Below are 26,537 nucleotides of genomic sequence, written 5' to 3' on the forward strand. Positions count from 1 at the left end.
TCAATAACTATTTGATTTCACGGTGAACGGTGACACGCTTCAGGAAGGGGTTGTACTTCTTGCGCTCCAGACGCTCGGGCGTGTTCTTCTTGTTCTTGGTGGTGATGTAACGGGACATTCCCGCAACGCCGCTCTCTTTCTGTTCGGTGCACTCGAGGATGACCTGAACTCTGTTGCCTTTCTTTGCCATGTGTTACTCGGTTTTTTTAGTAGATGGTTTTGGCTGCGGCTGCCTCGCGCATTGCCACTGCAAGACCCTTCTTGTTAATCGTTTTCATGCCGGCTGCCGATACACGCAGGGTAATCCAGCGGCCCTCTTCCTCGGACCAGAAGCGCTTGGTTTTCAGATTGGGACTGAACTTGCGCTTGGTCTTGTGGTGCGAGTGGGAAACGTTGTTGCCCACAATCGCCACTTTGCCAGTGATTTCGCAAACTTTCATCTTTGTGTTTTTTTGGTTAAAATCCCCGAAAGGGAGTGCAAATATAGTCAAAATTCGAGGAATCTGCGCACAAATGTGCGGAATAATTCCTTTTGTTTTCGCAATATGCTGTTTGTCAGCGTGTTGTGTTTTGCGCCTGTCAGGCCTGTTTTTCTGCCTGCGCCTCCGTTTGAGCCGTCTGCTCCTCCTTGTCGAGCAGCTCGTGGAGCATGCCGATGGCGAAGGCCGAGGCGCGGTCGATAATCTGGCCCCGGTCCGTACCGCACTGCTTCACCACGGCGTAGGTGCCACGGGGGGTGGCCACGGCCATCCAGACCGTGCCGACCGGCTTCTGGGCCGAGCCGCCCGTCGGGCCGGCGATGCCCGTGGTGGCTACGGCGTAGTCGGCGTGGGCCAGGCGGCGCACCCCTTCGGCCATGTGGCGGGCAACCTGCTCGCTCACGGCGCCGTAGCGCTCAATCTCCTCGGCGGGAACACCCAGCACCTCGCTCTTGGCCCGGTTGCTGTAGGAGACCACGCCGCAGAGGAAATAGGCCGAGGCGCCCGGCATGGCCGTGAAGCGCGAGGCGATGGCGCCGCCCGTGCAGCTCTCGGCCGTGGCCAGCGTCAGAGAGCGGCGCGTGAGCGTGTGGTGTACCAGCTCCTGCATCGTCGCCGTCTCGTAGCCCACGATGTATTCGGGGATAATCTTGCGCAGCTCGTCGAACTGCCGCTCAATCTCCCGGGCCACGGTCTTGCCCTCGACCTCGTAGGCCGACAGGCGCAGCCGTACGGCGCCCGGATTGGGCAGGTAGGCCAGCTTGAGGTAGGGGGGCAGCGCCTCCTCCCACTTCTCGATGCGCTTGGCGAGCATCGACTCGGCCAGCCCCGCCGTGATGAGCGTACGGTGGACAATCTGGCGGAGCGAGAAGTGCGCCTTCAGACGCGGCATCACCTCGTCCTGCATCAGGTGCTCCATCTCGAAGGGAACGCCCGGCAGCGAGACGACCACCTTGCCGCCCCGCTCGAACCACATGCCCGGGGCCGTGCCGTGGGCGTTGAAGAGCACCGTGCAGCACTCGGGGACGAGCGCCTGGCCGCGGTTGAGCTCGTTGAAGTCGATGCCGCGCGCCTCGAGCATCCGCCGGACGTGCTCCTCGACCGTCGGGTCGACAACCAGCCGGCTGTGGAACATCTCGGCGAGGGTCTTCTTCGTGATGTCGTCCTTCGTGGGGCCGAGGCCGCCCGTGAGAATCACGATGTCGGACTGGGCGAGGCAGCGCTCGAGCGTCTCGATGATTTGCCGGCGGTCGTCGCCTATCGAGCACTTCTCGTGCACGACGACACCTGCCGCGTTGAGGTATTTGGCAATGGATACCGAATTGGTGTCCACAATCTGGCCGATGAGAATCTCATCGCCGATGGTCAGGATGGTGGCTTGCATGGCTGGAAGTTATGATTGCGCCGCCTTCGCTTCGGCGTCGGCGACAAGCATTCGGCAAATCTGTTTGACGAAGCCCGGACCGTTGTAGATGTAGCCCGTGTAGATTTGCACCAGGTCGGCTCCGGCATCGAGCATCGCCTTCACCTCCTCGGGGGTCATCAGTCCGCCCACGCCGATGATGGGGTAGGTGCCGCCCGAACGCTGGTGGATGCGTCGTACGATTTCGACGGCGCGGGCCGTTAGCGGGGCGCCGCTCAGGCGTCCGTTGCCGATTTTGGCGATGGAGGCCGGGCTGGTGTGCAGCTTGCCGCGGCGGTGGGTGCCGTTGGTGGCCACGATGCCGTCGAGCGGCGTCGAGAGGAGGATGTCGGTGATTTCGTCGAGGACCTCGTCCGGCATGTCGGGCGAAATCTTCAGCATGATGGGACGATACTGGTTCTGGCCGCGGCGGAAGTCGAAGAGCGGGTCGAGGATGCGCAGAATCTGCTCGCGCGTGTGGCTCGTCCCCTCGTTGCAGGCGTTGTCGCAGCTGATGTTGACGGTGAAGTAGTCCGCATACTGGTAGAGGTTGCGGAAGAGCTTCAGGTAGTCCGACGGGGCGTTTTCGGGCGTCGTGCCGGTGTTCTTGCCGATGTTGCAGCCGACGATGACCTCGTCGTGGGGGCGGCGCAGATTCTCCTGTACGCGCTCCAGCCCCTTGTTGCAGAGACCGACGCGGTTGATGATGGCGTTGTCCTTGGGCAGGCGGAAGACCCGCGGGCGGGGGTTGCCCGTCTGGGGCTTGGGGGTGACGGTGCCCACCTCGACGAAGCCGAAGCCCAGCGCGGCCAGCTCGCGCACCGCCTCGCCGTTGTGGTCGAAGCCGGCGGCCAGACCGACCGGGTTGCGGAACTTGCGGCCGAAGACCTCGCGCTCGAGCGCCGGATGCTCCACGGCATAGCACGTGCGCAGCAGCCAGCGTCCGCCCGGAATCCGGCCGATGATGCGCAGCAGCAGCAGAACCACGGCGTGGGCTCGTTCGATGCTGAGCGAGAAGAGAATGGGTTTTATGATTCGGCGGTATATCATGCCTCGTTTCAATATGGCCCCAAAGATAGGAAAAAAAGCCGGATGTCGTATGTTTTTCCCCTCAGAAGTATTCGCGGCGGTAGGGGTAGTGGTCGCGCAGCTGTTCGAACTCCCCGCGGTGGCCCTTCAGATAGCGGCTTTCGGCCTCGATGTCGAAGGCGTCGCGGATGGTGCGTCCGAGCTCCTCCCACGAGATGGGGCGCGGACGGGAGGGGGTAACCGACGGGGGGTACCACCCCTCGAGCGGAAGGCGGAAGGCGCGGGCTACGGCCGCGACGGCCGCCGCCGTGGCATTGGCCTTGCCCTGCTCGGTGTAGCCGGCGATGTGGGGGGTGGCCAGCAGCGCCCGGTCGAGCAGCGCGGGTGCGATGTCGGGCTCGTGCTCCCAGACATCCAGCACGAAGGGGTGGCCGCTCTCGAGCAGCGCCTGTCCGTCGACCACCTCGCCGCGCGAGGAGTTCATCACCACGGCGCCGGGCTTCATGCGCGCAAAGAGGGCGGCCGAGCCCATGCCGCGCGTCGAGGCGTCGAGCGGCGTGTGGAAGGTGAGCAGGTCGGCCTGCTCGGCCACCTGCTCGAGCGGAAGGAATCCGAGCCGTTCGCGCTCCTCGCGCGGAGGGTCGCAGCAGACCACGCGGAAGCCCCACCGGCGGGCATACTCGCTGACGAGCGACCCCACGTGTCCCACGCCGACTACGCCGAGCGTTCGTTCGGCGGGGCTCCACCCCTGCTCGCGGGAGAGGTAGTGCAGCACCGCTCCGGCCCACTGCAGTACGCCCCGCGCGTTGCAGCCGGCGGCCGTCGCCACGCCGATGCCGCGCCGGCGGCAGTACTCCAGGTCGATGTGGTCGAAGCCGATGGTTGCCGTGGCGATGAAGCCGACGCGCGAGCCGTCGAGCAGCGCCGCGTTGCAGAGCGTGCGGGTACGGATAATGAGGGCGTCGGCGTCGCGGACGTCGGCGGCCGTGATGACGGCTCCGGGGAGCCGGCGCACCTCGGCCCAGGAGTCGAGGACCCCTTCGAGGAAGGGGATGGCGCTGTCGGCGATGATTTTCAGCATGGTGGTCTGTTTTGCGGTAAAAATCGGAGCAAAGTTAGATAAAAAATAAAATTTGTGTACTTTTGTTCCTTAAAACACGTTTCGTATATGGATTTGAAAGCGTTCGACCCCGATGGGGTCGGTGTGGATACGGGGACCTATTTCGGCTTCCCGTTCGAGCCCGAGGAGGCGGAGCTGGTGCTCATCTCGGCACCGTGGGACGTGACGGTCTCCTACGGCGCAGGGGCGGCCTATGCCCCCGATGCCATCATCGAGGCCTCGACGCAGCTCGACTTCCACGACCCGCTGGCCCCGGGCCAGTGGCGGCGCGGCATCGCCACGGCCGACGTGGACTACGCGCTGCAGGAGCAGTCGCAGCGGCTGCGCGCCGATGCGGCCCGCATCATCGAGCACCTCGAGGAGGGGGGCGACCCCTCCGACGAGTCGGTGGTACGCAAGTTGCGCCGGGTGAACGAGGGGTGTGCCGCCATGAACGCCAACATCCGCCGGCAGGCGCGCCGCTGGCTCGAGGCCGGCAAGCTCGTGGGGCTGGTCGGCGGCGACCACTCGACCTCCTACGGTCTGTTGCGGGCGCTGGGCGAACGCCATGAAGCCTTCGGCATCCTTCACATCGATGCCCACCGCGACCTGCGCGAGGCCTACGAGGGGTTCGAGTACTCCCACGCTTCGGTGATGTACAACGTCCTGCGCGACGTGCCCCAGGTGACGCGTCTGGTGCAGGTGGCCGTGCGCGACTTCTCGGAGCGCGAGGCGCAGCTGGCCGAGCGGTCGGAGCGCGTGGTGAGCTTCGAGGACGGAGCCCTCGCGGCGGCCGGCTTCGAGGGGGTGAGCTGGGGCGAGCAGTGCCGCCGCATCGTCGAGGCGCTGCCGCAGCTCGTCTACGTAAGCTTCGACATCGACGGCCTGTCGTTCGACAACTGCCCCGATACGGGAACGCCCGTCAACGGAGGGCTCTCGTTCAACCAGGCCATCTACCTGCTCGACGTGCTGGTCTGCTCGGGCCGCCGCATCGTGGGATTCGACGTGGTGGAGGTGGTGCCCCGCACCGAGGTGCGCATCAACGCTATTACGGGGGCCCGCGTGCTCTGGAAGCTCTGCGGGCAGACCCTCAAGTCGAACCCCGCCGTGGAGCGGTAGGCTTTGCGGCGCCGGGGGGCTCCCGTGGCGGAGGCAACCGGTGTTGACCGTTGGCAAAGGGGACGTCCCGGGCTGCACCCGGCCGCGGAGCCGAAGGAGGGTGCAGAGCCGGGCGAGCGGTCGCTGCCGTTGGGCGGGCAGGTCGCAAAATCACCCGAAAACGATAAATGCAACTTTTGGATATGCGAATTTTTCTCAAATACGGATGGGTGCGCCGGCGCCATCAGCTAGGGCTGCGGGGCCGTCGTTTTATGGAGGCGCCCTGGGCGGGCGGCGTGGTGCTGCTCGTCTGCGTCGGAATTGCCATGCTGCTGGCCAACCTCCCCCTCACGGCGGAGTACTACCACCATCTGCTGCAGACCGACCTCTCGCTGGCGGTCCACAGCCCCGACGGGGTCATCGACTGGGTCTATCCGCGCGGCATGACCGTCGAGAAGCTGATTAACGACGGCCTGATGGTCATCTTCTTCTTCTCGGTCGGCCTCGAAATCAAGCGCGAAATCATCTCGGGGCAGCTCTCGACGCTCCGCAAGGCGATTCTTCCGGTGCTGGGCGCCGCCGGCGGCATGGCGGCTCCGGCGCTGATTTACCTCCTCTTCAACCACGGGGGCGTGGCAGCCAACGGCTGGGGTATCCCCACGGCCACCGACATCGCCTTCGCCATCGGCATCCTCTCGATGCTGGGGCGCCGGGTCCCCGTCTCGCTGAAGGTCTTCCTCACGGCGCTCGCCATCGCCGACGACCTGGGGGCGATTCTGGTCATCGCCTTCTTCTACGGTGAGAAGGTGCGGCTGGGCTTCCTGCTTCTGGCCGTCGCCATCATGCTCTTCGTCTACTGGATGAAGCGGCTGGGGGAGACGCGTCTGATGTACTACCTCGTGCCGGCCGTCATCGTCTGGAGCCTCTTCTACTACTCGGGCGTGCACTCGACCATCTCGGGTGTGGCGATGGCGATGCTCATCCCCGACCGGCCGCGCTACGGCCGCGCCTACTTCGTGCGCAAGATGCGGTCGCTGAGGACCGTGCTCTTCATGTCCGAGGCCTCCGGCGACGAATTCCCCAACTCGGAGCAGCGCTACTACATGAGGCAGATGCGCCACGTGGCGGCCAACTCGGTGGGGCTGAGCCACCGGCTCGAACATGCGCTGAGCCCCTACGTGACCTTCCTCATCATGCCCATCTTCGCGCTGGCCAACGCTGGCGTGCCTGTCTCGGTGGAGTACCTCGACATCTTCGCCGCCTCGCCCGATGCGGGGGCCGTGGGGCTGGGCGTCTTCTTCGGCCTGCTGGTGGGCAAGCCGCTCGGCATCTTCCTGGCCAGCTGGGGCGCCGTGAAGTCGGGGCTGGCCACCATGCCCGAGGGGGCTTCGTGGCGGATGCTGCTGGCCGTGGCCTGCCTGGGCGGAATCGGCTTCACGATGTCGCTCTTCGTCGATTCGCTCGCCTTTACCAACCTGGAGCTTGTCGACCGCGGCAAAATCGCCATCCTGATGGGGTCGACGGCTGCCGCCATTCTGGGCAGCCTGCTCATCCTGCTCTTCTCGGCGCACGGAAAGCAGCGGACGGCATAGGAATGCGCAACTACGACATAATATAAAGGGTGTACGCCCGTTTCGATAACGGAAAAATGAAGAAAACTTTAGTGATTGCACTGGCGGCGCTTGCTCTGGCCGCCTGCTCGAAAAACAAGGGCGGCAGCGTGAAGCTGCACAACGACCTCGACTCGGTGGCCTATGTCATCGGCATGAACGTGGGGATGAACCTGATGCGGATGGACTCGACGCTCAACGTCGAGGCCGTATGCCAGGGTATCCGCGACCACTTCCGCGGCAAGACGCGGCTGACGGCCGACGAGGCGGAGACCTTCTTCCTGAGCTATGTCAACTATGCGCTGCCCGAGAAGGCGCGCGCCTACGAGGAGCAGTTCCTCGAGGATATCCGCAAGTCGAACCGCGCCTACGCCCGGACCACTTCGGGTGTGACCTATACGGTCGAGGATGTGGGCGATGCCGAGCGTACGCCCGTCAACGAGCGCGATTCGGTGGTGTTCCGCTACCTGCTGCGCACGGCCGACGGCGAGGAGCTCTACTCCTCCTACGAGCGGGGCGATACGGTGCGCACCGAGCTGCGCGACCTAACCGAGGGCCTGAGCGAGAGCCTGAAGCTGCTGGGCGAGGGGGGCCGCATCAAGGCGTGGATGCCCTCGTCGGCCGCCTACGGAGCCGCGGGGTGCGACTCGCTGGGCGTGAAGCCCAACCAGACGCTCTACTACGAAATCGAGCTTCTGAAGGTCGACCGCTACGCCAATCGGATGCGCCGTTCGAATTTAAACCGTTAATGTGAACCGTTGTGCCGATATTTTTATAACTTTGCGCGCGGATGTAAACAGGATACAGTTGAAAAACGATAATACGTACAAATCATGAAAAAGACCATTTTTGCAGCAGCGCTTGCCGGCGCTGCGATGCTCGTTGCGTGCGGCGGAGACAAAAGCGGCGTAACGATGGGCAGCCTGTCGGAGTTCGACTCGCTGTCGTATGCTCTGGGTGCCAACATCGGCCTGGGCATGAAGTACCAGCTGCGCGACGTTCCGTTCGACTACAAGGCCCTCGACAAGGCGCTTCAGGAGAGCGCGCTGGGCAAGTCGTCGCTCAGCCACGACGATGCCATCAAGCAGCTGCAGACCTACTTCATGGAGAAACGCCCCGAGCGCATGCAGGCCATTGCCAAGGAGCGTGCCAAGGCCGACAGCATCCGTCTGGCCGGGGGCGATTCGACGAAGGTCGAGTATCCCGACGCCGACCCCTCGATGTTCGAGAGCGAGGAGGAGCGCACCGAGATTTCGTACGCCTTCGGTAACGACATCGGCTTCAACATCAAGGAGAGCAAGCTCCCCATCCAGCTGGTTTGGATTTCGGAGGCGATGCAGAACGTGCGTGACGACAACGCCAAGATGACCGAGGAAGAGGTGGGCCGCTACCTGCAGTACTACTTCATGGTAAAGCGTCCGGCCGAGAACAAGGCCGCTTCGGAGCAGTGGCTCTCCGAGATTGAGAAGAAGTCGGGCGTCCAGAAGACCGAGTCGGGCCTGCTCTACAAGGTGGAGAAGATGGGCGACGAAACGGTCATGCCCAAGGACTCGCGCGACGTGGTGAAGGTGCAGTACACGGGCCGCAAGCGCAACGGTGAGGTCTTCGACTCGTCGATTTTCGAGAACCTTCCCGCCGAGCGTCAGGAGATGCTCAAGAAGCGCAATCCGGACTCCTATGACAAGAACGAGCCCGTTGAGTTCGCGCTCAACCGTGTGATTCCCGGCTGGACCGAGGGTATGAAGCTCGTGGGCAAGGGCGGCAAAATCCATCTGTGGATTCCCTCCGACCTGGCATACGGTCCCCGCGGCATGGGTCGTGAAATCGAGGGCAACGAGGCACTCGAATTCGAGGTGGAGCTCATCGACGTGAAGCCCTACGTGGCTCCCGCTCCGGTGGATTCGCTCAAGAACGACTCGCTCAAGATGGATGTGAAGCCCGCAGCCGTAGGGAAGAGATAACGGACGGATGAAGGTCCGGAACCCGCTGTCGGTTCCGCAAGAAGACGAGGGTCGCTCCCGTGAGGGGGCGACCCTTTTTTTGCGGGCGGCCGAACGGTTGGGAGGAAGTTGCGGAGGGACTTCGGAATTGGTCGAACGGTGCGGAAGGTGGCCTGAGGCAGGCATTGGGGAGATGTTGAACGGTGTGGAGGGTGAGCAGCGGGCGGCCTCCGGTGCCGACCGCTGCCCACGAAAAAAGCCCCGCGAAGCTGGCTTCGTCGGGGCTTTTTCGTCGTGTGTCGGTTGCGGTGCGCTGCAGATGCGCTGCGGCTCAGAAGGGGAGGTCATCCACTTCGGATGCCGGGGTCGAGGCGTAGGAGGGCTCTTCGGCAATCGGCGGCATGTCGGGCATGGGCGGCATCTCGGGTGCCTGCGCAGCCTTGGGCTGAATCCGCCAGGCGCGCACGTCGGTATACCAGCGGCCGTTGTATTCGCGCGACTCGATGTTTACCGAGACCGTGTAGGCGGCACCCTCGCGGAGCTTGGCCACCTCATCGGGCTTGTTGAAAAAGGTTACGCAGATTTTGCGCGTAAAGGAGCCTTCGTTGGCGTCGAAGACCACATCCTGACGCTGCCACTCGCCGCGTGCGGAGGTGCCCTTGGTCACGGGCATTATTTTGTAGACCGTTCCTTCGAATTCCATGGTTGGGGTTTGTTTTTTAGTGTGATGCAAAGATAGTGTAAAGTCGGGGCAAAAAAAAGCCCGCACTTCACTTTTTTCCGCCGCTTGCATCGCCACAGGGCCGGGCCGGTTGAGGTGGGTCTCTGGTGGGGACGTGGCGGCGTCTGCGGTGGGTGCGGAGCCTTTGGGTGAGCCGTACGGTCCGGATGCGGGCGGGGGTGAAGACAACGACAGCCGGAATCGTGTGATTCCGGCTGCCGGCGGTGGACCCAGAGGGGCATGATCCCACGACCTTCGGATTATGAGTCCGCTGCTCTAACCGACTGAGCTATGGGTCCTCGGTTTGCGGGGACAAAGATAGGAAAAATTTTCCCGAATTCCAATGCCGCGGCGGCAAAGTCTCCTTAGGGAGGGGCTGTATGCCGGCTGCACGGGGTGCGCGTTCCGGTTCCGCGCGGGGCGGCGCCCGGATTTCTGGCTGCGCCCTCCCCGGGCGCAGGAGCCCCGGACGGAGGGGTTTTTGTCGTTGGAAAGGGCTGTGGCGGAGGAAAAATCGTCGTTTTTTTCGGGCCGGGTGTTGGATGTTGCGAATTAATTTGTACCTTTGTCGCGCTTAAGCTAATTGTTTAATACAAAAACAACGACAATGAAAAAGGGTATTCATCCGGAGAATTATCGTTTAGTGGCCTTCAAGGACATGTCCAACGACCACGTGTTTTTGTGTCGGTCCGCCGTTTCGACAAAAGAGACCATCGAGGTGAACGGCGAAACCTATCCCGTGTATAAGATGGAAATTTCCAACACGTCGCACCCGTTCTACACCGGTAAGATGAAGTTGGTTGACACCGCTGGTCGCGTCGATAAGTTTATGAGCCGCTACGCAAAACGCTACGATAAGAAGAACGCCAACAAGTAGTGCTTGTCCGACGTCCACGAAAAACCGCACTCCCTTCTGGGGGTGCGGTTTTTCGTGCTTCAGATGTCGCGGCGGGGTGCACGGTGCCCCCGTCAGGAGTTGTTCGGCGCCGGTTTCGGCAGTAGAGAGGCGGGAAAGTTCGGCTTTAGTATGAAAAATGGCCTGAAAAGAGCGTTTTTTTGAGGTGCGGGTGTATATCACACCGATTTTCTTCCTATATTTGGAGACGGCAAGCAATAACATTTTTGATGCTTAAATTGAAAAAGTTATGAGAAGATTAGTCTTTGTGATGCTGGGCGTCATCTTTGCCCTTGCATCGTGCGTCAGCCGCGGTACGGCCGATAAGATTGAGGGTCAGCGCGACTCTCTGCGGACGGTGGTCAGCTCGAAGGACTCCATCATCAAGGCCGTGTTCGAGGACATCAACGCCATATCGGAGAATCTTGCCGCCATCAAGACCCGTGAAAATCTCCTCACGGTGAGCGAAAGCGACATCGAGAGCCGGAAGCGTCCGGTCGAGGAAATCAACAACGACATCGCGGCCATCGACCGCCTGCTGCAGGATAACCGCAAGAAGATAGCTTCGCTGCAGCACTCCGCCGCCCAGCTGCGCAAGGCCAACCTGCGCATCAGCGGCCTCGAGAAGATGATTGTCGACCTCAATACCCAGCTGGTGGACAAGGACGGCGAGGTAGCTCGCCTGAAGGAGGACCTCTCGAAGATGGGCATCGAGGTGGAGTCGCTCCACGAACAGGTGGCCGAGCAGACGGCCCGTGTCGACAGCCTCTCGAACGAGAAGACCGAACTTGAGAACCGCATGAGTGCCGTGCGCTACATCGTCGATTCGCAGAAGAATCTGCTCGATGCGGGCGTGGTCGAGAAGCAGGGCTTCATCGGCCGTACGCTGGTGGCCCGCGGAGATGCTCCCGCTGAGCTCTTCAACCAGGTTGACGCCCGCGAGCTGCGCGAAATCGCCATCGGACACAAGAAGGTCGAGCTGGTGACGAACCATCCGGCCGGTTCCTACGAACTGCAGACCAATGCCGACAAGGTGGTCGAAAAGCTGGTGATACTTGACCCGGAGCAGTTCTGGGGTTCTTCGAAAGTTCTGATTGTAAGCTACAAATAACCTGAGTAGGGGGCGGCCGGGGACTTTATCCCCGGCCGCATCCGTTATGGCCGTTGCTGCCGGCTCCGGCATGTACGCTGCCCGAACGGTAATTCGGTCGGGAGCCGACGTGCTTATCCGGGACGTGTCGCTCTTCCTGTGAGGTCCGGAAGGTCCGGTTCCATGACGGTCGGAAGGGGGGGCTGCCCGTTGAAAGGGGAAACTGCCCGTTGAAAGGGGCTTGCCCGACCGGGGTGGTATCCGGTGCGGTATGGAGTGCCAGGGGCATGCATCGACGACAAAATCGACTCGGTGTGTTTCCGAATCGACTATATTTCGGCTCGATGTCTCCTCCCTGACTCTTCGGTGTCCCCGGGAGGCCCTCCGGATGGGGTCGAAGCGGCAGTGAATCGTCTCTGGGCTGAATGGATGAATGTCCGATTGCCTTGTATGGAGGGAACGGAAAATTACCTGAAGGGTGTTTTTTGTTTCCATCGCTGCATAAAAATAGCGTTATATTCCACTTGGACGCTTCGTTTTTTAATTTTTTTGCGTACTTTTGGACGGCCGAGATTTCGGTAGCATTATTTTTTTGTTTTTATGGAACTACAACCCCAACCGCAGTTTGTGGAGTCGGCTTTGAAGGAGAATTGTCCTGCGGATTGTAGCAGTTGTCCTACGTTTCCGGTTCCGTTCCGTAGGGTCGGCGATGCGATATATTGTCGCTTTGTCCGGCGTTCGTTTCTTTCGGGCGAAGGTGTCACCTTCGCTGCGGGCCGCATGGTCCGTATTCTTTTTGTACGCACCGGCACGTTGCTTGTCAGCCAGCCGCAGGGTACGAAGTTTGTCACCTCGAAGCAGTGCGCCTGTCTGGCCCGCAGCGAGGAGTATGTCGTCACGGCCCATGAGCAGAGCGAGGTCATTATCCTTTCGCTTGAGCCCAGGGCTGAAATCTGCGAGCCCGATATCTTCGGACTGCAGGTAGCCGGTTACCCCGACGTGCCGACCGATGCCGTGCCCACGCTGGCACTCCATCCGGCGGTCGAACGGCTTTTGTCCGACATGTTCGACTTCCCGGCCCTGGCCCAATGCGAGCGCTTCCACCGGTTGAAGGTGAGCGAACTCTTCATGCTCTTCAGAGTGCTTCATACCCCCTCCGAGCTGGCCTATTTCTTCCAGCGGATGATTCAGCCCCAGGACAACTTCCGGGCCTTCGTCTGCAACAACTACGAGCGTGCGCAGGGCGTTACGGACCTCGCGTCGCTGGCCGGAATGAGCCTCTCGGTCTTCAAGCGGCGCTTTGCCGAGCACTTCAACGACAGCGTCTACCACTGGATGATGCGTCAGAAGGCGCTGAAGATTTATGCCGATATCCGTGACGGGGAGGACAGCACGAAGGCGCTGATGGAGAAATACAAGTTTCGTCACTATACGCAGTTCAGCCGCTTCTGCAAGAACTACCTGCAGGCGACTCCCGCTCAGTTGATTGCCGAGATGAAGCGGCGGTAAGGTACTCCGGTCTGTCCGGCTGTATGTCGTACGCTTCCGGCCTCGTCGCCGATTCGGGCTTGAGATGCTCCGGCGGACCTCCGTGTCTGCCGGAGCACTTTTTTCGGCAGCCGGGATGCGTCTGTCCGTGCAAGGGGGCGAGGGTGTTTCCGACCCGCTTCGGCCTTATATATTAAGGTATCGGCAGCGGATTTTTCCGCTCGGTGCCCCGATTTGCCTTTTTATGCGCCGGAAGGTCGCTTTGGACGATATTTTTTGCTCAACCTGTTGCGATGTCCAAAACTTTTCCTATCTTTGCACCCGATTCGACCTCACAGAGCGAGGCGCCGAATCGAGTTCTTTGAAGAGCGAAAAAGTTAAAAAATAGTTTATCGAGAATTTGGTGAATCTATTTTTTATACCTATTTTTGCAGTCCAAAAGGTCGATTCTGCCGATGTAGCTCAGTTGGCCAGAGCAGCTGATTTGTAATCAGCTGGTCGGGGGTTCGAATCCCTCCATCGGCTCAGTCCGATGCGCAGAGATTCCGAGCAAAAGGGCAGGCGCATGTTCCGCGAGGGACGCAAACAAGGGAAGTTACCAGAGTGGCCAAATGGGGCAGACTGTAAATCTGCTGGCTTACGCCTTCGGTGGTTCGAATCCATCACTTCCCACAAAAAAGAAGAAAAGAAAGAGTGCCGGTTGGAGTTGCATAATCCCGAAGGTGCCGGTCCGCTGGCCGGACGACGTCGGAAGGATAGGGACTCTGATACGGTATATTTTTGCGGAAGTAGCTCAGTTGATAGAGCATTAGCCTTCCAAGCTAAGGGTCGCGAGTTTGAGCCTCGTCTTCCGCTCTCCGATGCAGCGCGTGTGATGCAGGGAACTGAACGGTTGCTTGTGTTGCGCGCTGGCTGTTGGATGAACTTAAAACTTTGAGTAAAGTTTAACAATACTTTAAATACTTAATACTATGGCAAAAGAAAAATTCGACCGTTCGAAACCGCATGTGAACATCGGTACCATCGGACACGTTGACCACGGTAAGACCACCCTTACCGCTGCTATCACGACTGTTCTGGCCAAGCAGGGCCTCTCGGAGCTCCGTTCGTTCGACTCGATTGACAACGCACCCGAGGAGAAGGAGCGTGGTATCACGATTAACACTGCGCACGTTGAGTATCAGACGGCAAAGCGTCACTATGCTCACGTGGACTGCCCGGGACACGCCGACTATGTGAAGAACATGGTTACGGGTGCCGCTCAGATGGACGGTGCCATCCTGGTAGTTGCCGCTACGGACGGCCCGATGCCCCAGACCAACGAGCACGTGCTGCTCGCCCGTCAGGTGAACGTGCCGAAGATTGTCGTTTTCCTGAACAAGTGCGACATGGTGGACGACCCCGAGATGCTCGACCTCGTTGAGATGGAGGTTCGTGACCTGCTCTCGAAGTACGACTACGATGGCGACAACGCCCCTGTAATCCGCGGTTCCGCTCTGGGCGCCCTGAACGGCGAGCCGAAGTGGGAGGCAAAGATTATGGAGCTGATGGATGCCGTAGACGAGTACATCCCCGTTCCGCAGCGCGACAACGAGAAGCCCTTCCTGATGCCTATCGAGGACGTATTCTCGATTACCGGCCGTGGTACCGTTGTAACGGGCCGTATCGAGACCGGCGTTATCCACGTGGGTGACCCCGTTGAGATTATCGGTCTGGAGGAGAAGACGCTGACTTCGACCTGCACCGGTGTGGAGATGTTCCGCAAGCTGCTCGACGAGGGCGAGGCCGGTGACAACGTAGGTCTGCTGCTCCGTGGTATCGACAAGAAGGAGGTTAAGCGTGGTATGGTCGTTGCCAAGCCGGGTTCGATTACGCCGCACACCGAGTTCGAGGCTGAGGTCTACATCCTGAAGAAGGAGGAGGGTGGCCGTCACACGCCGTTCCACAACAACTATCGTCCCCAGTTCTATCTGCGTACGATGGACGTAACGGGTGAGGTTCATCTGCCTGCAGGTGTCGACATGGTTATGCCGGGTGACCACGTAACCATCACCGTTAAGCTTATCTACCCTGTCGCCCTGAACGAGGGTCTGCGTTTCGCAATCCGCGAGGGTGGCCGTACGGTAGGTGCCGGTCAGATTCTGAAGATTATCAAGTAATTTACGAATCTACCATAAGAGGAGCGGTGTTCAACCGCACCGCTCCTCATCTTAGGAGCATAGTTCAAGGGTAGAATAGCGGTCTCCAAAACCGTTGATGGGAGTTCGAATCTCTCTGCTCCTGCTATAAAAATCGAGACGAAAGTTATGTTCAACTACGTAAAAGAATCCTACAACGAGCTTGTGCACAAGGTGACGTGGCCCACGTTTCCGCAGCTTCAGAGTTCGACGGTCGTAGTGATGGTGGCTTCGGTCATCTTCGCTATCATCGTTTTGGCGATGGACCTGTCGTTCGAGAATCTGATGGCTGTCATCTACAAGACCCTGGCAAATCTTGGTCGTTAATCCGTGTTGAGTGCTGAACGATGAGCGAGATTAAGAAACAGTGGTACGTGGTTCGGGCCATCGGTGGCAAGGAGAATAAGGTCAAGGAGTACATCGAGGCCGAAATTCGTCACAACCACCTGGAGGATTACATCTCCCAGGTGCTGATTCCCACGGAAAAGGTATACACGATTCGCAACGGAAAGAAAGTTTCGAAGGAGAAGGTTTCTTATCCGGGTTACGTGTTGATTGAAGCAGCGTTTGTAGGTCAGATTCCGATTATAATTCGCAATACTCCCAACGTGCTCGGCTTCCTCGGCGATACGAAGGAAGACAGCCGCAAGATGATTGCCACGCCTCTTCGTCCACAGGAGGTGGCGCGCATCTTGGGCCGTGTCGACGAGCTGAGCACCATGGAGGAGGAGAGCGAAACACCCTTCTGTGTCGGCGAGACCGTCAAGGTTACGGACGGTCCTTTCTCAAGCTTCCAAGGTACCATTGAGACTGTCGACAACGAGCGCAAGAAACTCACGGTATCGGTGAAGATATTCGGGCGCAAAACTCCTATGGAGTTGAGTTTCACTCAAGTAGAAAAAGAATAATTAACCAAGGAAAATTATGGCAAAAGAGGTTGCTGCATTTATCAAACTGCAGATTAAAGGTGGTGCTGCCAATCCTTCGCCCCCGGTAGGTCCGGCTTTGGGTTCCAAGGGAGTCAATATCATGGACTTCTGCAAGCAATTCAACGCCCGTACTCAGGACAAGGCTGGTAAGGTTCTTCCGGTTATCATCACGGTTTACACGGACAAGTCGTTCGACTTCGTTGTTAAACAACCGCCCGTAGCCATTCAGCTCAAGGAAGCAGCCAAGCTCAAGAGCGGTTCCGCGCAGCCTAACCGCGACAAGGTTGGTCAGGTAACATGGGACCAAATCAAGGAGATTGCTCAGGACAAGATGCCCGACATGAACTGCTTCACGCTTGAGTCTGCTATGCGTATGGTTGCCGGTACTGCGCGCAGTATGGGTATCAGCGTAGTGGGAGAATTTCCTAATCTGTAATTGATTTACGAAGATGAGTAAGTTGACAAAAAATCAAAAAATCGCCTACGCAAAGGTGGAAGCCGGTAAGGCTTACAAACTTCCGGAGGCTGCCGCTCTTCTGAAGGAAATCACGTTTACGAAATTCGACGCTTCGGTTGATATCGACGTTCGTCTGGGTGTGGACCCCCGCAAGGCCAACCAGATGGTGCGCGGTGTCGTAACGCTTCCCCACGGAACGGGCAAGCAGGTGCGCGTGCTCGTGCTCTGCACCCCCGAGAAGGAGGCCGAGGCTAAGGCTGCCGGAGCAGACTACGTAGGTCTGGATGAGTATGTAGACAAAATCAAGTCGGGTTGGACCGACGTCGATGTCATCGTATGTACGCCCAACGTGATGGGCAAGGTCGGCGCCCTGGGTCGTATCCTGGGTCCCCGCGGACTGATGCCTAACCCCAAGACGGGTACGGTGACCATGGAGGTCGGCAAGGCCGTTGGTGAGGTGAAGGCCGGTAAAATCGACTTCAAGGTCGACAAGTTCGGTATCATCCACACGTCGGTAGGCAAGATTTCGTTCTCGGCCGAGCAAATCGCTGAAAATGCGAAGGAGGTGCTGAGCACGATTATCAAGCTCAAGCCAGCTGCTGCCAAAGGTTCTTATGTGAAGAGTATCTATCTTTCGACGACCATGAGTCCCGGTGTGCAGATTGATGCCAAGTCAGTTGAAACCAAATAAAGGAGGAGAGTAAGAGATGACAAAGGAAGAAAAACTGGTTGTTATTAACAGCCTTACCGAGCAGCTCCAGGCGTATCCTCACTTTTACATCACCAACATCGAGGCGCTGAATGCCGAGCAGACCGCTTCGCTCCGTCGCAAGTGCTTCGAGAGCAACGTGAAGCTCGTCGTTGTCAAGAACACGCTTCTTGCCAAGGCGCTCGAGAAGGTGGAGAAGGCTGATGCCGATTTGGTGAAGGTATTGGAGGGTTCCACGTCGATTATGTTCACGGAGGTGGCCAAGGCCCCCGCGGTCCTCATCAAGGAGTTCCGCAAGAAGGCCGACAAGCCCGTCCTGAAGGCGGCTTACGCCGAGGGATGCGTGTACATTGGCGACGAGCAGCTCGAAACACTGTGCAACATCAAGAGTCGGGAAGAGCTTATCGGCGATATCGTCGCTCTGCTGCAGTCCCCGGCCAAGAATGTTATTTCTGCATTGCAGGGTAATGCAGGTCAAAAGATTGCGGGCCTCGTGAAGACGCTCGAATCGCGAAACAACTAATCACAACAAGAATTAAAAACAAAATCTAATAAGAATTACAACTATGGCAGATGTAAAGAAACTGGCTGAAGAATTGGTAAATTTGACAGTTAAGGAGGTAAACGAACTGGCTACTATCCTCAAGGAGGAGTACGGAATTGAGCCCGCTGCTGCAGCTGTTGCTGTTGCTGCTCCCGCTGCTGGCGCAGGCGAGGCTGCTGCAGCTGAGAAGACGTCGTTCGACGTTATCCTGAAGAACGCCGGTCAGGCTAAGCTCCAGGTTATCAAGGCCGTTAAGGATATCGCCGGCCTGTCGCTGGGCGATGCAAAGGCACTCGTTGACGGTGCTCCCAAGGCCGTTAAGGAGGGTGTCTCCAAGGAGGAGGCCGAGCAGATTAAGGCTCAGCTCGAGGAGGCAGGTGCTGAAGTTGAGGTTAAGTAGCATTGCCGCTTACGACTGTTCAGTCAATGCAGGTATAGGGCTTACATTCGCTGTAAGCTCTATGCCTTTTTGCTCTAAAGACCGGAAGTGCCGCTGAGCTGTGTCCGGTTTTTGGAATTTGAATGCTCTCAGGGATGTAATGTCGTTACACTGGGGGCATTAGCGGGATAAAGCAGTCCCGTTTCGGGAGCGTAACTCACTCGCGCGTACTTACACTTCAACTAATTTGGATTTTACCGATGTCCGCAGCAAAACAACAACCAAGAATCAGCTTTTCGACAGTCAAGAACCGGGTGCCCTATCCGGACCTGCTGGAGGTACAGCTCAAATCATTCCGGGACTTTTTCCAGATGGACACTACGGCCGAAAACCGTAAGAATGAGGGACTCTACAAGGTCTTTCAGGAAAATTTCCCCATTACGGATACCCGGAACAACTTCGTTCTGGAGTTCATCGACTACTATATCGACCCGCCGCGCTACTCCATCGAGGAGTGTCTCGAACGCGGCCTGACATACAGCGTCCCCCTGAAGGCCAAACTCAAGCTCTACTGCACGGACGACGAGCATGAGGATTTCGGTGTGGTCGTACAGGACGTCTATTTCGGTACGATTCCCTACATGACCGAACGCGGTACGTTCGTCATCAACGGAGCCGAGCGTGTCATTGTGTCGCAGCTGCACCGTTCCCCCGGCGTTTTCTTCGGACAGAGCATGCATACCAACGGTACGAAGCTCTATTCGGCCCGTATCATCCCCTTCAAGGGGTCGTGGATTGAGTTCGCCACGGACATCAACAACGTGATGTACGCCTACATCGACCGCAAGAAGAAGCTGCCCGTAACGACGCTTCTGCGTGCCATCGGTTACGAGGCCGACCAGCAGATTCTCGAGATTTTCGACCTGGCGGACGAGGTGAAGGTAACGAAGGCCAACCTGAAGAAGGCCGTAGGCCGCAAGCTGGCCGCACGCGTGCTCTCGACCTGGGTCGAGGACTTCGTCGACGAGGATACCGGCGAGGTGGTCTCCATCGAGCGTAACAACGTCATCGTGGACCGCGAGACGGTGCTCGAGGAGGAGCATATCGACCAGATTATCGAAAGCGGCGCCAAGACGATTCTGCTCCACAAGGAGAATCAGTCGGGCATCGACTTCTCGATTATTTACAATACCCTGCAGAAAGACCCCTGCAACTCCGAAAAGGAGGCTGTCGTCTACATCTACCGGCAGCTGCGCGCTTCGGAGCCGCCCGATGAGGCAACGGCGCGCGACGTCATCGAGAAGCTCTTCTTCTCGGACAAGCGTTACGATTTGGGCGACGTAGGTCGCTACCGCATCAACAAGAAGCTGAACCTGGATATCGACCCGGCCATCCGCACGCTGACGCGCGAGGACATCATCGCCATCATCAAGTACCTGATTCAGCTCATCAACTCGAAGGCCGACGTGGACGATATCGACCACCTCTCGAACCGCCGCGTACGTACGGTGGGCGAGCAGCTTTCGAACCAGTTCTCGGTCGGCTTCGTGCGCATGGCGCGTACGATTCGCGAGCGCATGAACGTACGTGACAACGAGGTATTCACGCCGGTGGACCTGATTAACGCAAAGACGCTGTCGTCGGTCATCAACTCCTTCTTCGGCACCTCGCAGCTCTCGCAGTTCATGGACCAGATTAACCCGCTGGCCGAGATTACCCACAAGCGTCGTCTCTCGGCCCTCGGCCCCGGCGGTCTGTCGCGTGACCGCGCCGGATTCGAGGTGCGCGACGTACACTATACGCACTACGGACGTCTCTGCCCGATTGAGTCGCCCGAAGGCCCGAACATCGGTCTGATTTCGTCGCTCTGCGTCTATGCGAAGATTTCGCCCATGGGATTCATCGAGACGCCCTACCGTACGGTTACCGACGGCGTCATCGACATGGACAACTCGCACATCCGCTACTACTCCGCCGAAGAGGAGGGGGGTAAGATTATTGCGCAGTCGAACATGCCCATCGACGACGAGGGGCACTTCCTGCAGCCCGACCGCATCAAGGCGCGTCAGGGTGCCGACTTCCCCGTGGTGACGGACAAGGAGGTGAACCTGATGGACGTGGCGCCCAACCAGATTGCCTCGATTGCCGCCAGCCTCATCCCGTTCCTCGAGCACGACGACGCCAACCGTGCGCTGATGGGCTCGAACATGATGCGCCAGGCCGTGCCGCTCATCACGTGCGAGGCGCCCATCGTCGGTACGGGCATCGAGAAGGACATGATTTCCGACAGCCGCATCCAGATTGTCGCCGAGGGCGAGGGCGAGGTTGTCTTCGCCGATGCGACGAAGATTCAGGTCAAGTACGAGCGTACGGAGGATGAAATCATCGCTTCGTTCGCCCCCGAGGTGACCACCTACGAGCTGCCGCGCTACCGCCGCACGAACCAGAACACCTCGATTACGCTCAAGCCGACGGTGCTCACGGGCGACCATGTGACCAAGGGTCAGATTCTGACCGAGGGTTACTCGACGCAGGCCGGCGAGTTGGCTCTGGGCCGCAACCTGAAGGTGGCCTTCATGCCCTGGAAGGGATACAACTTCGAGGATGCCATCGTGATTTCGGAGCGCATCCAGCGCGAGGATATCTTCACGTCGGTACACGTCGACGAGTACATCATGGAGGTGCGCGATACGAAGCGCGGCGTCGAGGAGCTCACGTCGGATATTCCGAACGTCTCGGAGGATGCCACCAAGGACCTCGATGCCAACGGTATCGTCCGCGTGGGTGCCAACATCCACCCGGGAGACATCCTCATCGGCAAGATTACCCCGAAGGGCGAGAGCGACCCCTCGCCCGAGGAGAAGCTCCTGCGCGCCATCTTCGGCGACAAGGCCGGCGACGTGAAGGATGCCTCGCTCAAGGCGCAGCCCTCGCTGCACGGCGTGGTGATTGACACGAAGCTCTACAGCCGCGCCGGCAAGGACGGCAAGAAGAGCAAGAACGCCGAGAAGCTGCAGCTCGAGAAGCTCGACGAGAAGTTCGCCGGGCAGGTTGCCGACCTGACCAAGCTGCTCGTATCGAAGCTCTGGACGCTGCTCCAGGGCAAGACCACGACGGGCATCACCGACTACTTCGGCGTGGAGCTCTATCCCGCCGGCACGAAGTTCTCGCAGAAGCTGCTCGAGGAGCTGGCCCACAAGTCGTCGGACGAGAAGACCGGCGTCATGACGGGCTACCTCAACCTCGGTTCGTGCAAGTGGACGGGCGATGCGCACATCGACTCGCTCATCGAGACCACGATTAACAATTATACCATCGAGTGGAAGAAGGCCGACGCGGCCATCAAGCGCGAGAAGTACAACCTGACCAACGGCGACGAGCTGCCGCAGACGGGTGTCATCCAGATGGCGAAGGTCTACATCGCCAAGAAGCGCAAGCTGAAGGTGGGTGACAAGATGGCCGGTCGTCACGGTAACAAGGGTATCGTGGCGAAGATTGTCCGCGACGAGGACATGCCCTTCCTCGAGGACGGTTCGATTGTCGACATCTGCCTCAACCCGCTGGGTGTGCCTTCGCGAATGAACCTGGGCCAGATTTACGAGACGGTGCTCGGATGGGCTGGCCGCGAGCTGGGTCTGAAGTTCGCCACGCCGATTTTCGACGGTGCTTCGCTCGAGCAAATCAACGAGTACACGGCCAAGGCGGGTCTTCCGCACAGCGGCCGCACCTACCTCTACGACGGCGGCACGGGCGAGAAGTTCGACCAGCCGGCTACGGTGGGCGTCATCTACATGCTCAAGCTGGGCCACATGATTGACGACAAGATGCATGCCCGTTCGATTGGTCCCTACTCGCTTATCACGCAGCAGCCGCTCGGCGGTAAGGCGCAGTTCGGCGGTCAGCGTTTCGGTGAGATGGAGGTCTGGGCACTCGAGGGCTTCGGTGCCGCCAACATTCTGCAGGAGATTCTGACCATCAAGTCCGACGACGTGACGGGCCGTGCAAAGGCCTACGAGGCGATTGTCAAGGGCGAGAACCTGCCCAAGCCGGGTATCCCCGAGGCAATGAACGTGCTGCTGCACGAGCTTCGCGGTCTGGCGCTCTCCGTCAAACTCGAGTAAGAGGTATAATTAGGAAGATAAGAAAAACGAACACAATATGTCATTTACCAAAGACAACAAGACGAACAATGGTTACAGCCGCATCTCCATCGGCCTGGCCTCTCCCGAAGAGATTCTGGCCCAGTCGAGCGGTGAGGTGCTCAAGCCCGAGACCATTAACTATCGTACCTACAAGCCCGAGCGCGACGGTCTTTTCTGCGAGCGCATCTTCGGCCCGGTGAAGGACTACGAGTGCCACTGCGGCAAGTACAAGCGCATCCGCTACAAGGGCATCGTCTGCGACCGTTGCGGTGTGGAGGTGACCGAGAAGAAGGTGCGCCGCGAGCGCATGGGCCACATCTCGCTGGTCGTTCCCGTGGTGCACATCTGGTACTTCCGTTCGTTGCCTTCGAAAATCGGCTACCTGCTGGGCATCCCCTCCAAGAAGCTGGAGACGATTATCTACTACGAGCGCTACGTCGTCATCAACCCCGGTGTCGCTGCCGAGCAGGGCATCGAGCGGCTTCAGACCCTCTCGGAGAAGGAGTACCTCGACATCCTGGCCGCCCTGCCCAAGGGCAACCAGGCGCTTGACGACAGCGACCCCAACAAGTTCGTCGCCCAGATGGGTGCCGAAGCCATCTATACGCTTCTGAAGCAGGTCGACCTCGACTCGATGTCGTACGCCCTGCGCCACAAGGCCTCGACCGAGACCTCGCAGCAGCGCAAGTCCGAGGCGCTCAAGTGCCTCAACGTGATTGAGTCGTTCCGAGCCTCGAACGGCAAGAACAAGCCCGAGTGGATGGTGCTGAGCGTCATCCCGGTCATTCCGCCCGAACTGCGCCCGCTGGTGCCGCTCGACGGCGGCCGCTTCGCCACGTCGGACCTGAACGACCTCTACCGTCGCGTCATCATCCGCAACAACCGACTCAAGCGCCTGATTGAAATCAAGGCCCCGGAGGTGATTCTGCGCAACGAGAAGCGCATGCTGCAGGAGGCCGTCGATTCGCTCTTCGACAACTCGCGCAAGTCGAACGCCGTGAAGAACGAGTCGAACCGCCCGCTCAAGTCGCTCTCCGACTCGCTCAAGGGCAAGCAGGGCCGCTTCCGTCAGAACCTGCTCGGTAAGCGTGTCGACTACTCGGCCCGTTCGGTCATCGTCGTCGGCCCCGAGCTGAAGATGCACGAGATGGGTATCCCGAAGGATATGGCCGCCGAGCTCTACAAGCCGTTTGTCATCCGCAAGCTCATCGAGCGCGGCATCGTCAAGACGGTGAAGTCGGCCAAGAAGATAATCGACCGCAAGGACCCCGTCATCTGGGGCATCCTCGAGAACGTCATCAAGGGTCACCCCGTGCTGATGAACCGTGCCCCGACGCTGCACCGCCTCGGTATCCAGGCCTTCCAGCCCAAGCTCATCGAGGGTAAGGCCATGCAGCTCCACCCGCTGGCATGTACGGCCTTCAACGCCGACTTCGACGGTGACCAGATGGCCGTGCACCTGCCGCTGGGCAACGCCGCCATTCTGGAGGCGCAGCTGCTGATGCTCGGTTCGCACAACGTCCTCAACCCGGCCAACGGCGCCCCCATCACGGTGCCGTCGCAGGACATGGTCCTCGGTCTGTACTACATCACCAAGCCGCGCAAGGGCGTCAAGGGCGAGGGACATGTCTTCTACGGTCCCGAGGAGGCGATTATCGCCTACAACGAGAAGCGCGCCGACCTGCACGCCGTGGTCAAGTGCATGGTGGACGACCTGGACGAGCACGGAAACCCCGTGCGCGTGCTCAAGGAGACGACCATCGGCCGCATCCTCTTCAACCAGGTGGTTCCCAAGGAGGTGGGTTACATCAACGAGATTCTGACCAAGCGCTCGCTGCGTGACATCATCGCCGTGGTGATGAAGAAGGCCGGTGCCGACAAGGTGGCCAACTTCCTCGACGACATCAAGGACATGGGTTACCGCATGGCCTTCAAGGGCGGTCTGTCGTTCAACCTCGACGCGGTCATCATCCCCGAGGAGAAGCAGAAGCTCGTGGCCGAGGGTTACGAGCGTGCCGACGCCATCATGGAGGACTACAACATGGGTCTGATTACCAACAACGAGCGATACAACCAGATTATCGACGTCTGGACCAACATCAACACCAAGCTGACGAAGGCCGTGATTGATACGCTGGTCAAGGACGAGGACGGTTTCAACCCGGTCTACATGATGCTCGACTCGGGAGCCCGTGGTTCGAAGGAGCAGATTCGTCAGCTGAGCGGTATGCGTGGTCTGATGGCCAAGCCGCAGAAGTCGGGCGTCGAGGGTGGCCAGCAGGTCATCGAGAACCCGATTCTCTCGAACTTCAAGGAGGGTCTGTCGGTGCTCGAGTACTTCATCTCGACGCACGGTGCCCGAAAGGGTCTTGCCGATACCGCCCTGAAGACGGCCGACGCCGGTTATCTGACGCGCCGTCTGGTCGACGTGGCTCAGGACGTGATTATCAACGAGGAGGACTGCGGTACGCTGCGTGGTCTGACGGCTACGGCCATCAAGCGCAACGACGACGTGGTACAGACGCTCTACGACCGCATTCTGGGCCGTACGGCGCTTAACGACGTCATCCACCCCCTGACGGGCGAGGTGCTCTGCAAGGCCGGCGAGGAGATTACCGAGGATATTGCCGAGGCAATCGAGAAGTCGCCGCTCGAGTCGGTTGAAATCCGCTCGGTGCTCACCTGCGAGTCGCGCCACGGCGTCTGCGCCAAGTGCTACGGCCGCAACCTGGCCACGGCCCGCATGGTACAGAAGGGCGAGGTGGTCGGCGTCATCGCGGCACAGTCCATCGGCGAGCCGGGTACGCAGCTGACTCTGCGTACGTTCCACGTCGGTGGTGTGGCCGGTGGTACTGCCGTCGAGACCAACGTCGTTTCGAAGTACGTGGGTCGTCTGGAAATCGACGAGTTGCGTACGGTCAAGGGCAAGAATGCTGCCGGCGAGCCGGTTGACATCGTCATCTCGCGTCAGTCGGAGTTCCGCATCGTCGACCCGAAGACCAACATCGTTCTCTATACGCACAACCTTCCCTACGGTGCGACGCTCTTCATGGCGGACGGCGCCGAGGTGAAGAAGGGCGACATGATTTGCGAGTGGGACCCCTACAACGCCGTGATTATCTCGGAGTACGACGGTCGTGCCGTCTACGAGAACATCATCGAGGGTGTGACCTACCGCGACGAGCGTGACGAGCAGACGGGCCTTTCGGAGAAGGTGGTCATCGAGTCGAAGGACAAGACGAAGAACCCCGTCATCAAGATTGTCAATAAGGAGGGCGAGGAGGTCAAGCAGTACAACCTCCCGGTATCGGCCCACGTCGTGGTGAAGGACAACGCCAAAATCAAGACGGGCGAAATCCTCATCAAGATTCCGCGTGCAATCGGTAAGTCGGGCGGCGACATCACCGGTGGTCTGCCGCGTGTTACGGAGCTCTTCGAGGCGCGCAACCCGTCGAATCCCGCCATCGTGTCGGAGATTGACGGTGAGGTAACCTTCGGCAAAATCAAGCGCGGTAACCGCGAAATCATCATCACCTCGAAGCAGGGTGACGTGAAGCGCTATCTGGTGCCCCTGTCGCGTCAGATTATCGTGCAGGAGAACGACTACGTGAAGGCCGGCAGCCCGCTTTCGGACGGTGCCATCACTCCGTCGGACATCCTCAACATCCTCGGCCCGACGCGTGTGCAGGAGTACATCGTCAACGAGGTGCAGGAGGTCTACCGCATGCAGGGTGTGAAAATCAACGACAAGCACTTCGAGGTCATCGTACGTCAGATGATGTCGAAGGTGAAGATTATCGACCCGGGAGACACGCGCTTCTTCGAGGACCAGATTGTCGACAAGTGGGAGTTCATGGATGTGAACGACGAGCTCTACGACAAGGTGGTGGTTACGGATGCCGGCGACTCGACGTCGCTGCAGCCGGGACAGATTATCTCGCTGCGCAAGCTGCGTGACGAGAACTCGAGCCTCAAGCGCCGCGACCTGAAGCTCGTTCAGGTGCGCGACATCGTTCCCGCAACCTCGACGCAGGTGCTACAGGGTATCACCCGCGCCGCACTGCAGACCTCGAGTTTCATCTCGGCCGCTTCGTTCCAGGAGACGACCAAGGTGCTCAACGAGGCCGCCATCCAGGCGAAGGTCGACCCGCTGGAGAATCTGAAGGAGAACGTGATTTGCGGTCACCTGATTCCGGGCGGTACGGGTCTGCGCGAGTACGACAACCTCGTGGTGGGTCTGAAATCCGACCTCGAGAATCTGCAGCAGCAGTCGCAGCGCTAACCATACGCGAGCGGGGCGGTTCCTTCGGGGACCGCAGCCCGCAGGGCTTAGAAAAAGCCTCCTCCCC

22 protein-coding genes and 5 tRNA genes are annotated in these 26,537 nt (G+C 59.4%); 20 read left to right on the plus strand and 7 right to left on the minus strand.

What is annotated here, in order from left to right; all coding sequences use genetic code 11:
* Positions 1-7: 7 nt before the first annotated feature.
* The 5 genes from rpmG to B5F90_RS01180 all read right to left on the minus strand — a co-directional run bounded on the left by rpmG (position 8) and on the right by B5F90_RS01180 (position 3,988).
* The gene (gene rpmG, locus B5F90_RS01160) at positions 8-190 is read right to left on the minus strand and encodes a 50S ribosomal protein L33 (protein WP_087263103.1); all 183 of its coding nucleotides are present in this window, start codon (positions 188-190) and stop codon (positions 8-10) included.
* A 16-nt stretch (positions 191-206) separates the two neighbouring features.
* Positions 207-440 (minus strand): 50S ribosomal protein L28, encoded by a 234-nt coding sequence (gene rpmB, locus B5F90_RS01165; protein WP_087360228.1) that lies wholly within the window; start codon positions 438-440, stop codon positions 207-209.
* 139 nt (positions 441-579) lie between these two features.
* The gene (locus B5F90_RS01170) at positions 580-1,863 is read right to left on the minus strand and encodes a competence/damage-inducible protein A (protein ID WP_087360231.1); all 1,284 of its coding nucleotides are present in this window, start codon (positions 1,861-1,863) and stop codon (positions 580-582) included.
* A 9-nt stretch (positions 1,864-1,872) separates the two neighbouring features.
* A complete protein-coding gene (locus B5F90_RS01175; RefSeq protein WP_087360645.1) occupies positions 1,873-2,928 on the minus strand; it encodes a quinone-dependent dihydroorotate dehydrogenase in 1,056 nt (351 codons plus the stop codon).
* A gap of 64 nt (positions 2,929-2,992) precedes the next feature.
* The gene (locus tag B5F90_RS01180) at positions 2,993-3,988 is read right to left on the minus strand and encodes a 4-phosphoerythronate dehydrogenase (protein WP_087360647.1); all 996 of its coding nucleotides are present in this window, start codon (positions 3,986-3,988) and stop codon (positions 2,993-2,995) included.
* A gap of 90 nt (positions 3,989-4,078) precedes the next feature.
* Here B5F90_RS01180 and B5F90_RS01185 point away from each other — a divergent pair, with 90 nt between their 5' ends.
* The 4 genes from B5F90_RS01185 (at position 4,079) to B5F90_RS01200 (ending at position 8,678) form a co-directional block, all read left to right on the plus strand.
* Positions 4,079-5,128, plus strand: a complete 1,050-nt coding sequence (locus B5F90_RS01185; RefSeq protein ID WP_087360234.1) for an agmatinase family protein — start codon at positions 4,079-4,081, stop codon at positions 5,126-5,128.
* A 182-nt stretch (positions 5,129-5,310) separates the two neighbouring features.
* Positions 5,311-6,699 (plus strand): Na+/H+ antiporter NhaA, encoded by a 1,389-nt coding sequence (gene nhaA / locus B5F90_RS01190; protein ID WP_087360237.1) that lies wholly within the window; start codon positions 5,311-5,313, stop codon positions 6,697-6,699.
* 56 nt (positions 6,700-6,755) lie between these two features.
* Positions 6,756-7,466 (plus strand): FKBP-type peptidyl-prolyl cis-trans isomerase, encoded by a 711-nt coding sequence (locus B5F90_RS01195; RefSeq protein ID WP_087360240.1) that lies wholly within the window; start codon positions 6,756-6,758, stop codon positions 7,464-7,466.
* Between the two features lie 84 nt (positions 7,467-7,550).
* On the plus strand, positions 7,551-8,678 hold the full coding sequence (locus B5F90_RS01200) for an FKBP-type peptidyl-prolyl cis-trans isomerase N-terminal domain-containing protein (protein ID WP_087360243.1): 1,128 nt from the start codon (positions 7,551-7,553) through the stop codon (positions 8,676-8,678).
* 310 nt (positions 8,679-8,988) lie between these two features.
* On the opposite strand, the gene B5F90_RS01205 is transcribed toward B5F90_RS01200, so the two are convergent.
* Positions 8,989-9,360, minus strand: coding sequence for a DUF3127 domain-containing protein (locus B5F90_RS01205; protein WP_087360246.1), 372 nt, complete (start codon positions 9,358-9,360; stop codon positions 8,989-8,991).
* Between the two features lie 243 nt (positions 9,361-9,603).
* Positions 9,604-9,677 (minus strand) — tRNA-Ile (locus tag B5F90_RS01210).
* Between the two features lie 308 nt (positions 9,678-9,985).
* On the opposite strand from B5F90_RS01210, the gene B5F90_RS01220 reads away from it, so the two are divergent.
* The 16 genes from B5F90_RS01220 to rpoC all read left to right on the plus strand — a co-directional run bounded on the left by B5F90_RS01220 (position 9,986) and on the right by rpoC (position 26,470).
* On the plus strand, positions 9,986-10,255 hold the full coding sequence (locus B5F90_RS01220; protein ID WP_087263064.1) for a type B 50S ribosomal protein L31: 270 nt from the start codon (positions 9,986-9,988) through the stop codon (positions 10,253-10,255).
* A 268-nt stretch (positions 10,256-10,523) separates the two neighbouring features.
* Positions 10,524-11,384, plus strand: a complete 861-nt coding sequence (locus B5F90_RS01225) for a hypothetical protein (RefSeq protein ID WP_087360252.1) — start codon at positions 10,524-10,526, stop codon at positions 11,382-11,384.
* Between the two features lie 759 nt (positions 11,385-12,143).
* A complete protein-coding gene (locus tag B5F90_RS01230) occupies positions 12,144-12,872 on the plus strand; it encodes an AraC family transcriptional regulator (RefSeq protein WP_087360255.1) in 729 nt (242 codons plus the stop codon).
* Positions 12,873-13,302: 430 nt separating this feature from the next.
* Positions 13,303-13,376, plus strand: a tRNA-Thr gene (locus B5F90_RS01235).
* Positions 13,377-13,440: 64 nt separating this feature from the next.
* Positions 13,441-13,523 (plus strand) — tRNA-Tyr (locus B5F90_RS01240).
* Positions 13,524-13,633: 110 nt separating this feature from the next.
* Positions 13,634-13,706, plus strand: a tRNA-Gly gene (locus tag B5F90_RS01245).
* A gap of 116 nt (positions 13,707-13,822) precedes the next feature.
* Positions 13,823-15,010, plus strand: coding sequence for an elongation factor Tu (gene tuf, locus B5F90_RS01250; RefSeq protein ID WP_087360258.1), 1,188 nt, complete (start codon positions 13,823-13,825; stop codon positions 15,008-15,010).
* 53 nt (positions 15,011-15,063) lie between these two features.
* Positions 15,064-15,134: transfer RNA gene (locus B5F90_RS01255), tRNA-Trp, on the plus strand.
* Between the two features lie 23 nt (positions 15,135-15,157).
* Entirely contained in the window at positions 15,158-15,355 is a 198-nt protein-coding gene (secE, locus tag B5F90_RS01260) for a preprotein translocase subunit SecE (protein WP_087360261.1), read from the plus strand.
* 20 nt (positions 15,356-15,375) lie between these two features.
* Positions 15,376-15,936: a transcription termination/antitermination protein NusG gene (gene nusG, locus B5F90_RS01265; protein WP_087360263.1), complete on the plus strand. Its 561-nt coding sequence runs from the start codon at positions 15,376-15,378 to the stop codon at positions 15,934-15,936.
* 16 nt (positions 15,937-15,952) lie between these two features.
* Positions 15,953-16,393, plus strand: coding sequence for a 50S ribosomal protein L11 (gene rplK, locus B5F90_RS01270; protein ID WP_087360266.1), 441 nt, complete (start codon positions 15,953-15,955; stop codon positions 16,391-16,393).
* A gap of 13 nt (positions 16,394-16,406) precedes the next feature.
* Positions 16,407-17,105, plus strand: coding sequence for a 50S ribosomal protein L1 (rplA, locus tag B5F90_RS01275; RefSeq protein ID WP_087360268.1), 699 nt, complete (start codon positions 16,407-16,409; stop codon positions 17,103-17,105).
* A 16-nt stretch (positions 17,106-17,121) separates the two neighbouring features.
* Entirely contained in the window at positions 17,122-17,646 is a 525-nt protein-coding gene (gene rplJ / locus B5F90_RS01280; RefSeq protein WP_087360271.1) for a 50S ribosomal protein L10, read from the plus strand.
* A gap of 43 nt (positions 17,647-17,689) precedes the next feature.
* Positions 17,690-18,067, plus strand: a complete 378-nt coding sequence (gene rplL, locus B5F90_RS01285; RefSeq protein ID WP_087360273.1) for a 50S ribosomal protein L7/L12 — start codon at positions 17,690-17,692, stop codon at positions 18,065-18,067.
* A gap of 239 nt (positions 18,068-18,306) precedes the next feature.
* A complete protein-coding gene (gene rpoB / locus B5F90_RS01290; protein WP_087360276.1) occupies positions 18,307-22,167 on the plus strand; it encodes a DNA-directed RNA polymerase subunit beta in 3,861 nt (1,286 codons plus the stop codon).
* 37 nt (positions 22,168-22,204) lie between these two features.
* Complete coding sequence (rpoC, locus tag B5F90_RS01295) at positions 22,205-26,470, plus strand: DNA-directed RNA polymerase subunit beta' (protein ID WP_087360279.1); 4,266 nt, start codon at positions 22,205-22,207, stop codon at positions 26,468-26,470.
* Positions 26,471-26,537: the final 67 nt, after the last annotated feature.

Source organism: Alistipes sp. An31A (genome assembly GCF_002159425.1).
Classification (GTDB): Bacteria; Bacteroidota; Bacteroidia; order Bacteroidales; family Rikenellaceae; genus Alistipes; species Alistipes excrementigallinarum.

What these genes read in the sequence shown, in the direction of transcription:
- rpmG (WP_087263103.1), bottom strand. Translation starts at nt 190, where the DNA reads ATGGCAAAGAAAGGCAACAGAGTTCAGGTCATCCTCGAGTGCACCGAA.
- rpmB (WP_087360228.1), bottom strand. Translation starts at nt 440, where the DNA reads ATGAAAGTTTGCGAAATCACTGGCAAAGTGGCGATTGTGGGCAACAAC.
- B5F90_RS01170 (WP_087360231.1), bottom strand. Translation starts at nt 1,863, where the DNA reads ATGCAAGCCACCATCCTGACCATCGGCGATGAGATTCTCATCGGCCAG.
- B5F90_RS01185 (WP_087360234.1), top strand. Translation starts at nt 4,079, where the DNA reads ATGGATTTGAAAGCGTTCGACCCCGATGGGGTCGGTGTGGATACGGGG.
- nhaA (WP_087360237.1), top strand. Translation starts at nt 5,311, where the DNA reads ATGCGAATTTTTCTCAAATACGGATGGGTGCGCCGGCGCCATCAGCTA.
- B5F90_RS01195 (WP_087360240.1), top strand. Translation starts at nt 6,756, where the DNA reads ATGAAGAAAACTTTAGTGATTGCACTGGCGGCGCTTGCTCTGGCCGCC.
- B5F90_RS01200 (WP_087360243.1), top strand. Translation starts at nt 7,551, where the DNA reads ATGAAAAAGACCATTTTTGCAGCAGCGCTTGCCGGCGCTGCGATGCTC.
- B5F90_RS01205 (WP_087360246.1), bottom strand. Translation starts at nt 9,360, where the DNA reads ATGGAATTCGAAGGAACGGTCTACAAAATAATGCCCGTGACCAAGGGC.
- B5F90_RS01220 (WP_087263064.1), top strand. Translation starts at nt 9,986, where the DNA reads ATGAAAAAGGGTATTCATCCGGAGAATTATCGTTTAGTGGCCTTCAAG.
- B5F90_RS01225 (WP_087360252.1), top strand. Translation starts at nt 10,524, where the DNA reads ATGAGAAGATTAGTCTTTGTGATGCTGGGCGTCATCTTTGCCCTTGCA.
- B5F90_RS01230 (WP_087360255.1), top strand. Translation starts at nt 12,144, where the DNA reads ATGGTCCGTATTCTTTTTGTACGCACCGGCACGTTGCTTGTCAGCCAG.
- tuf (WP_087360258.1), top strand. Translation starts at nt 13,823, where the DNA reads ATGGCAAAAGAAAAATTCGACCGTTCGAAACCGCATGTGAACATCGGT.
- secE (WP_087360261.1), top strand. Translation starts at nt 15,158, where the DNA reads ATGTTCAACTACGTAAAAGAATCCTACAACGAGCTTGTGCACAAGGTG.
- nusG (WP_087360263.1), top strand. Translation starts at nt 15,376, where the DNA reads ATGAGCGAGATTAAGAAACAGTGGTACGTGGTTCGGGCCATCGGTGGC.
- rplK (WP_087360266.1), top strand. Translation starts at nt 15,953, where the DNA reads ATGGCAAAAGAGGTTGCTGCATTTATCAAACTGCAGATTAAAGGTGGT.
- rplA (WP_087360268.1), top strand. Translation starts at nt 16,407, where the DNA reads ATGAGTAAGTTGACAAAAAATCAAAAAATCGCCTACGCAAAGGTGGAA.
- rplJ (WP_087360271.1), top strand. Translation starts at nt 17,122, where the DNA reads ATGACAAAGGAAGAAAAACTGGTTGTTATTAACAGCCTTACCGAGCAG.
- rplL (WP_087360273.1), top strand. Translation starts at nt 17,690, where the DNA reads ATGGCAGATGTAAAGAAACTGGCTGAAGAATTGGTAAATTTGACAGTT.
- rpoB (WP_087360276.1), top strand. Translation starts at nt 18,307, where the DNA reads ATGTCCGCAGCAAAACAACAACCAAGAATCAGCTTTTCGACAGTCAAG.
- rpoC (WP_087360279.1), top strand. Translation starts at nt 22,205, where the DNA reads ATGTCATTTACCAAAGACAACAAGACGAACAATGGTTACAGCCGCATC.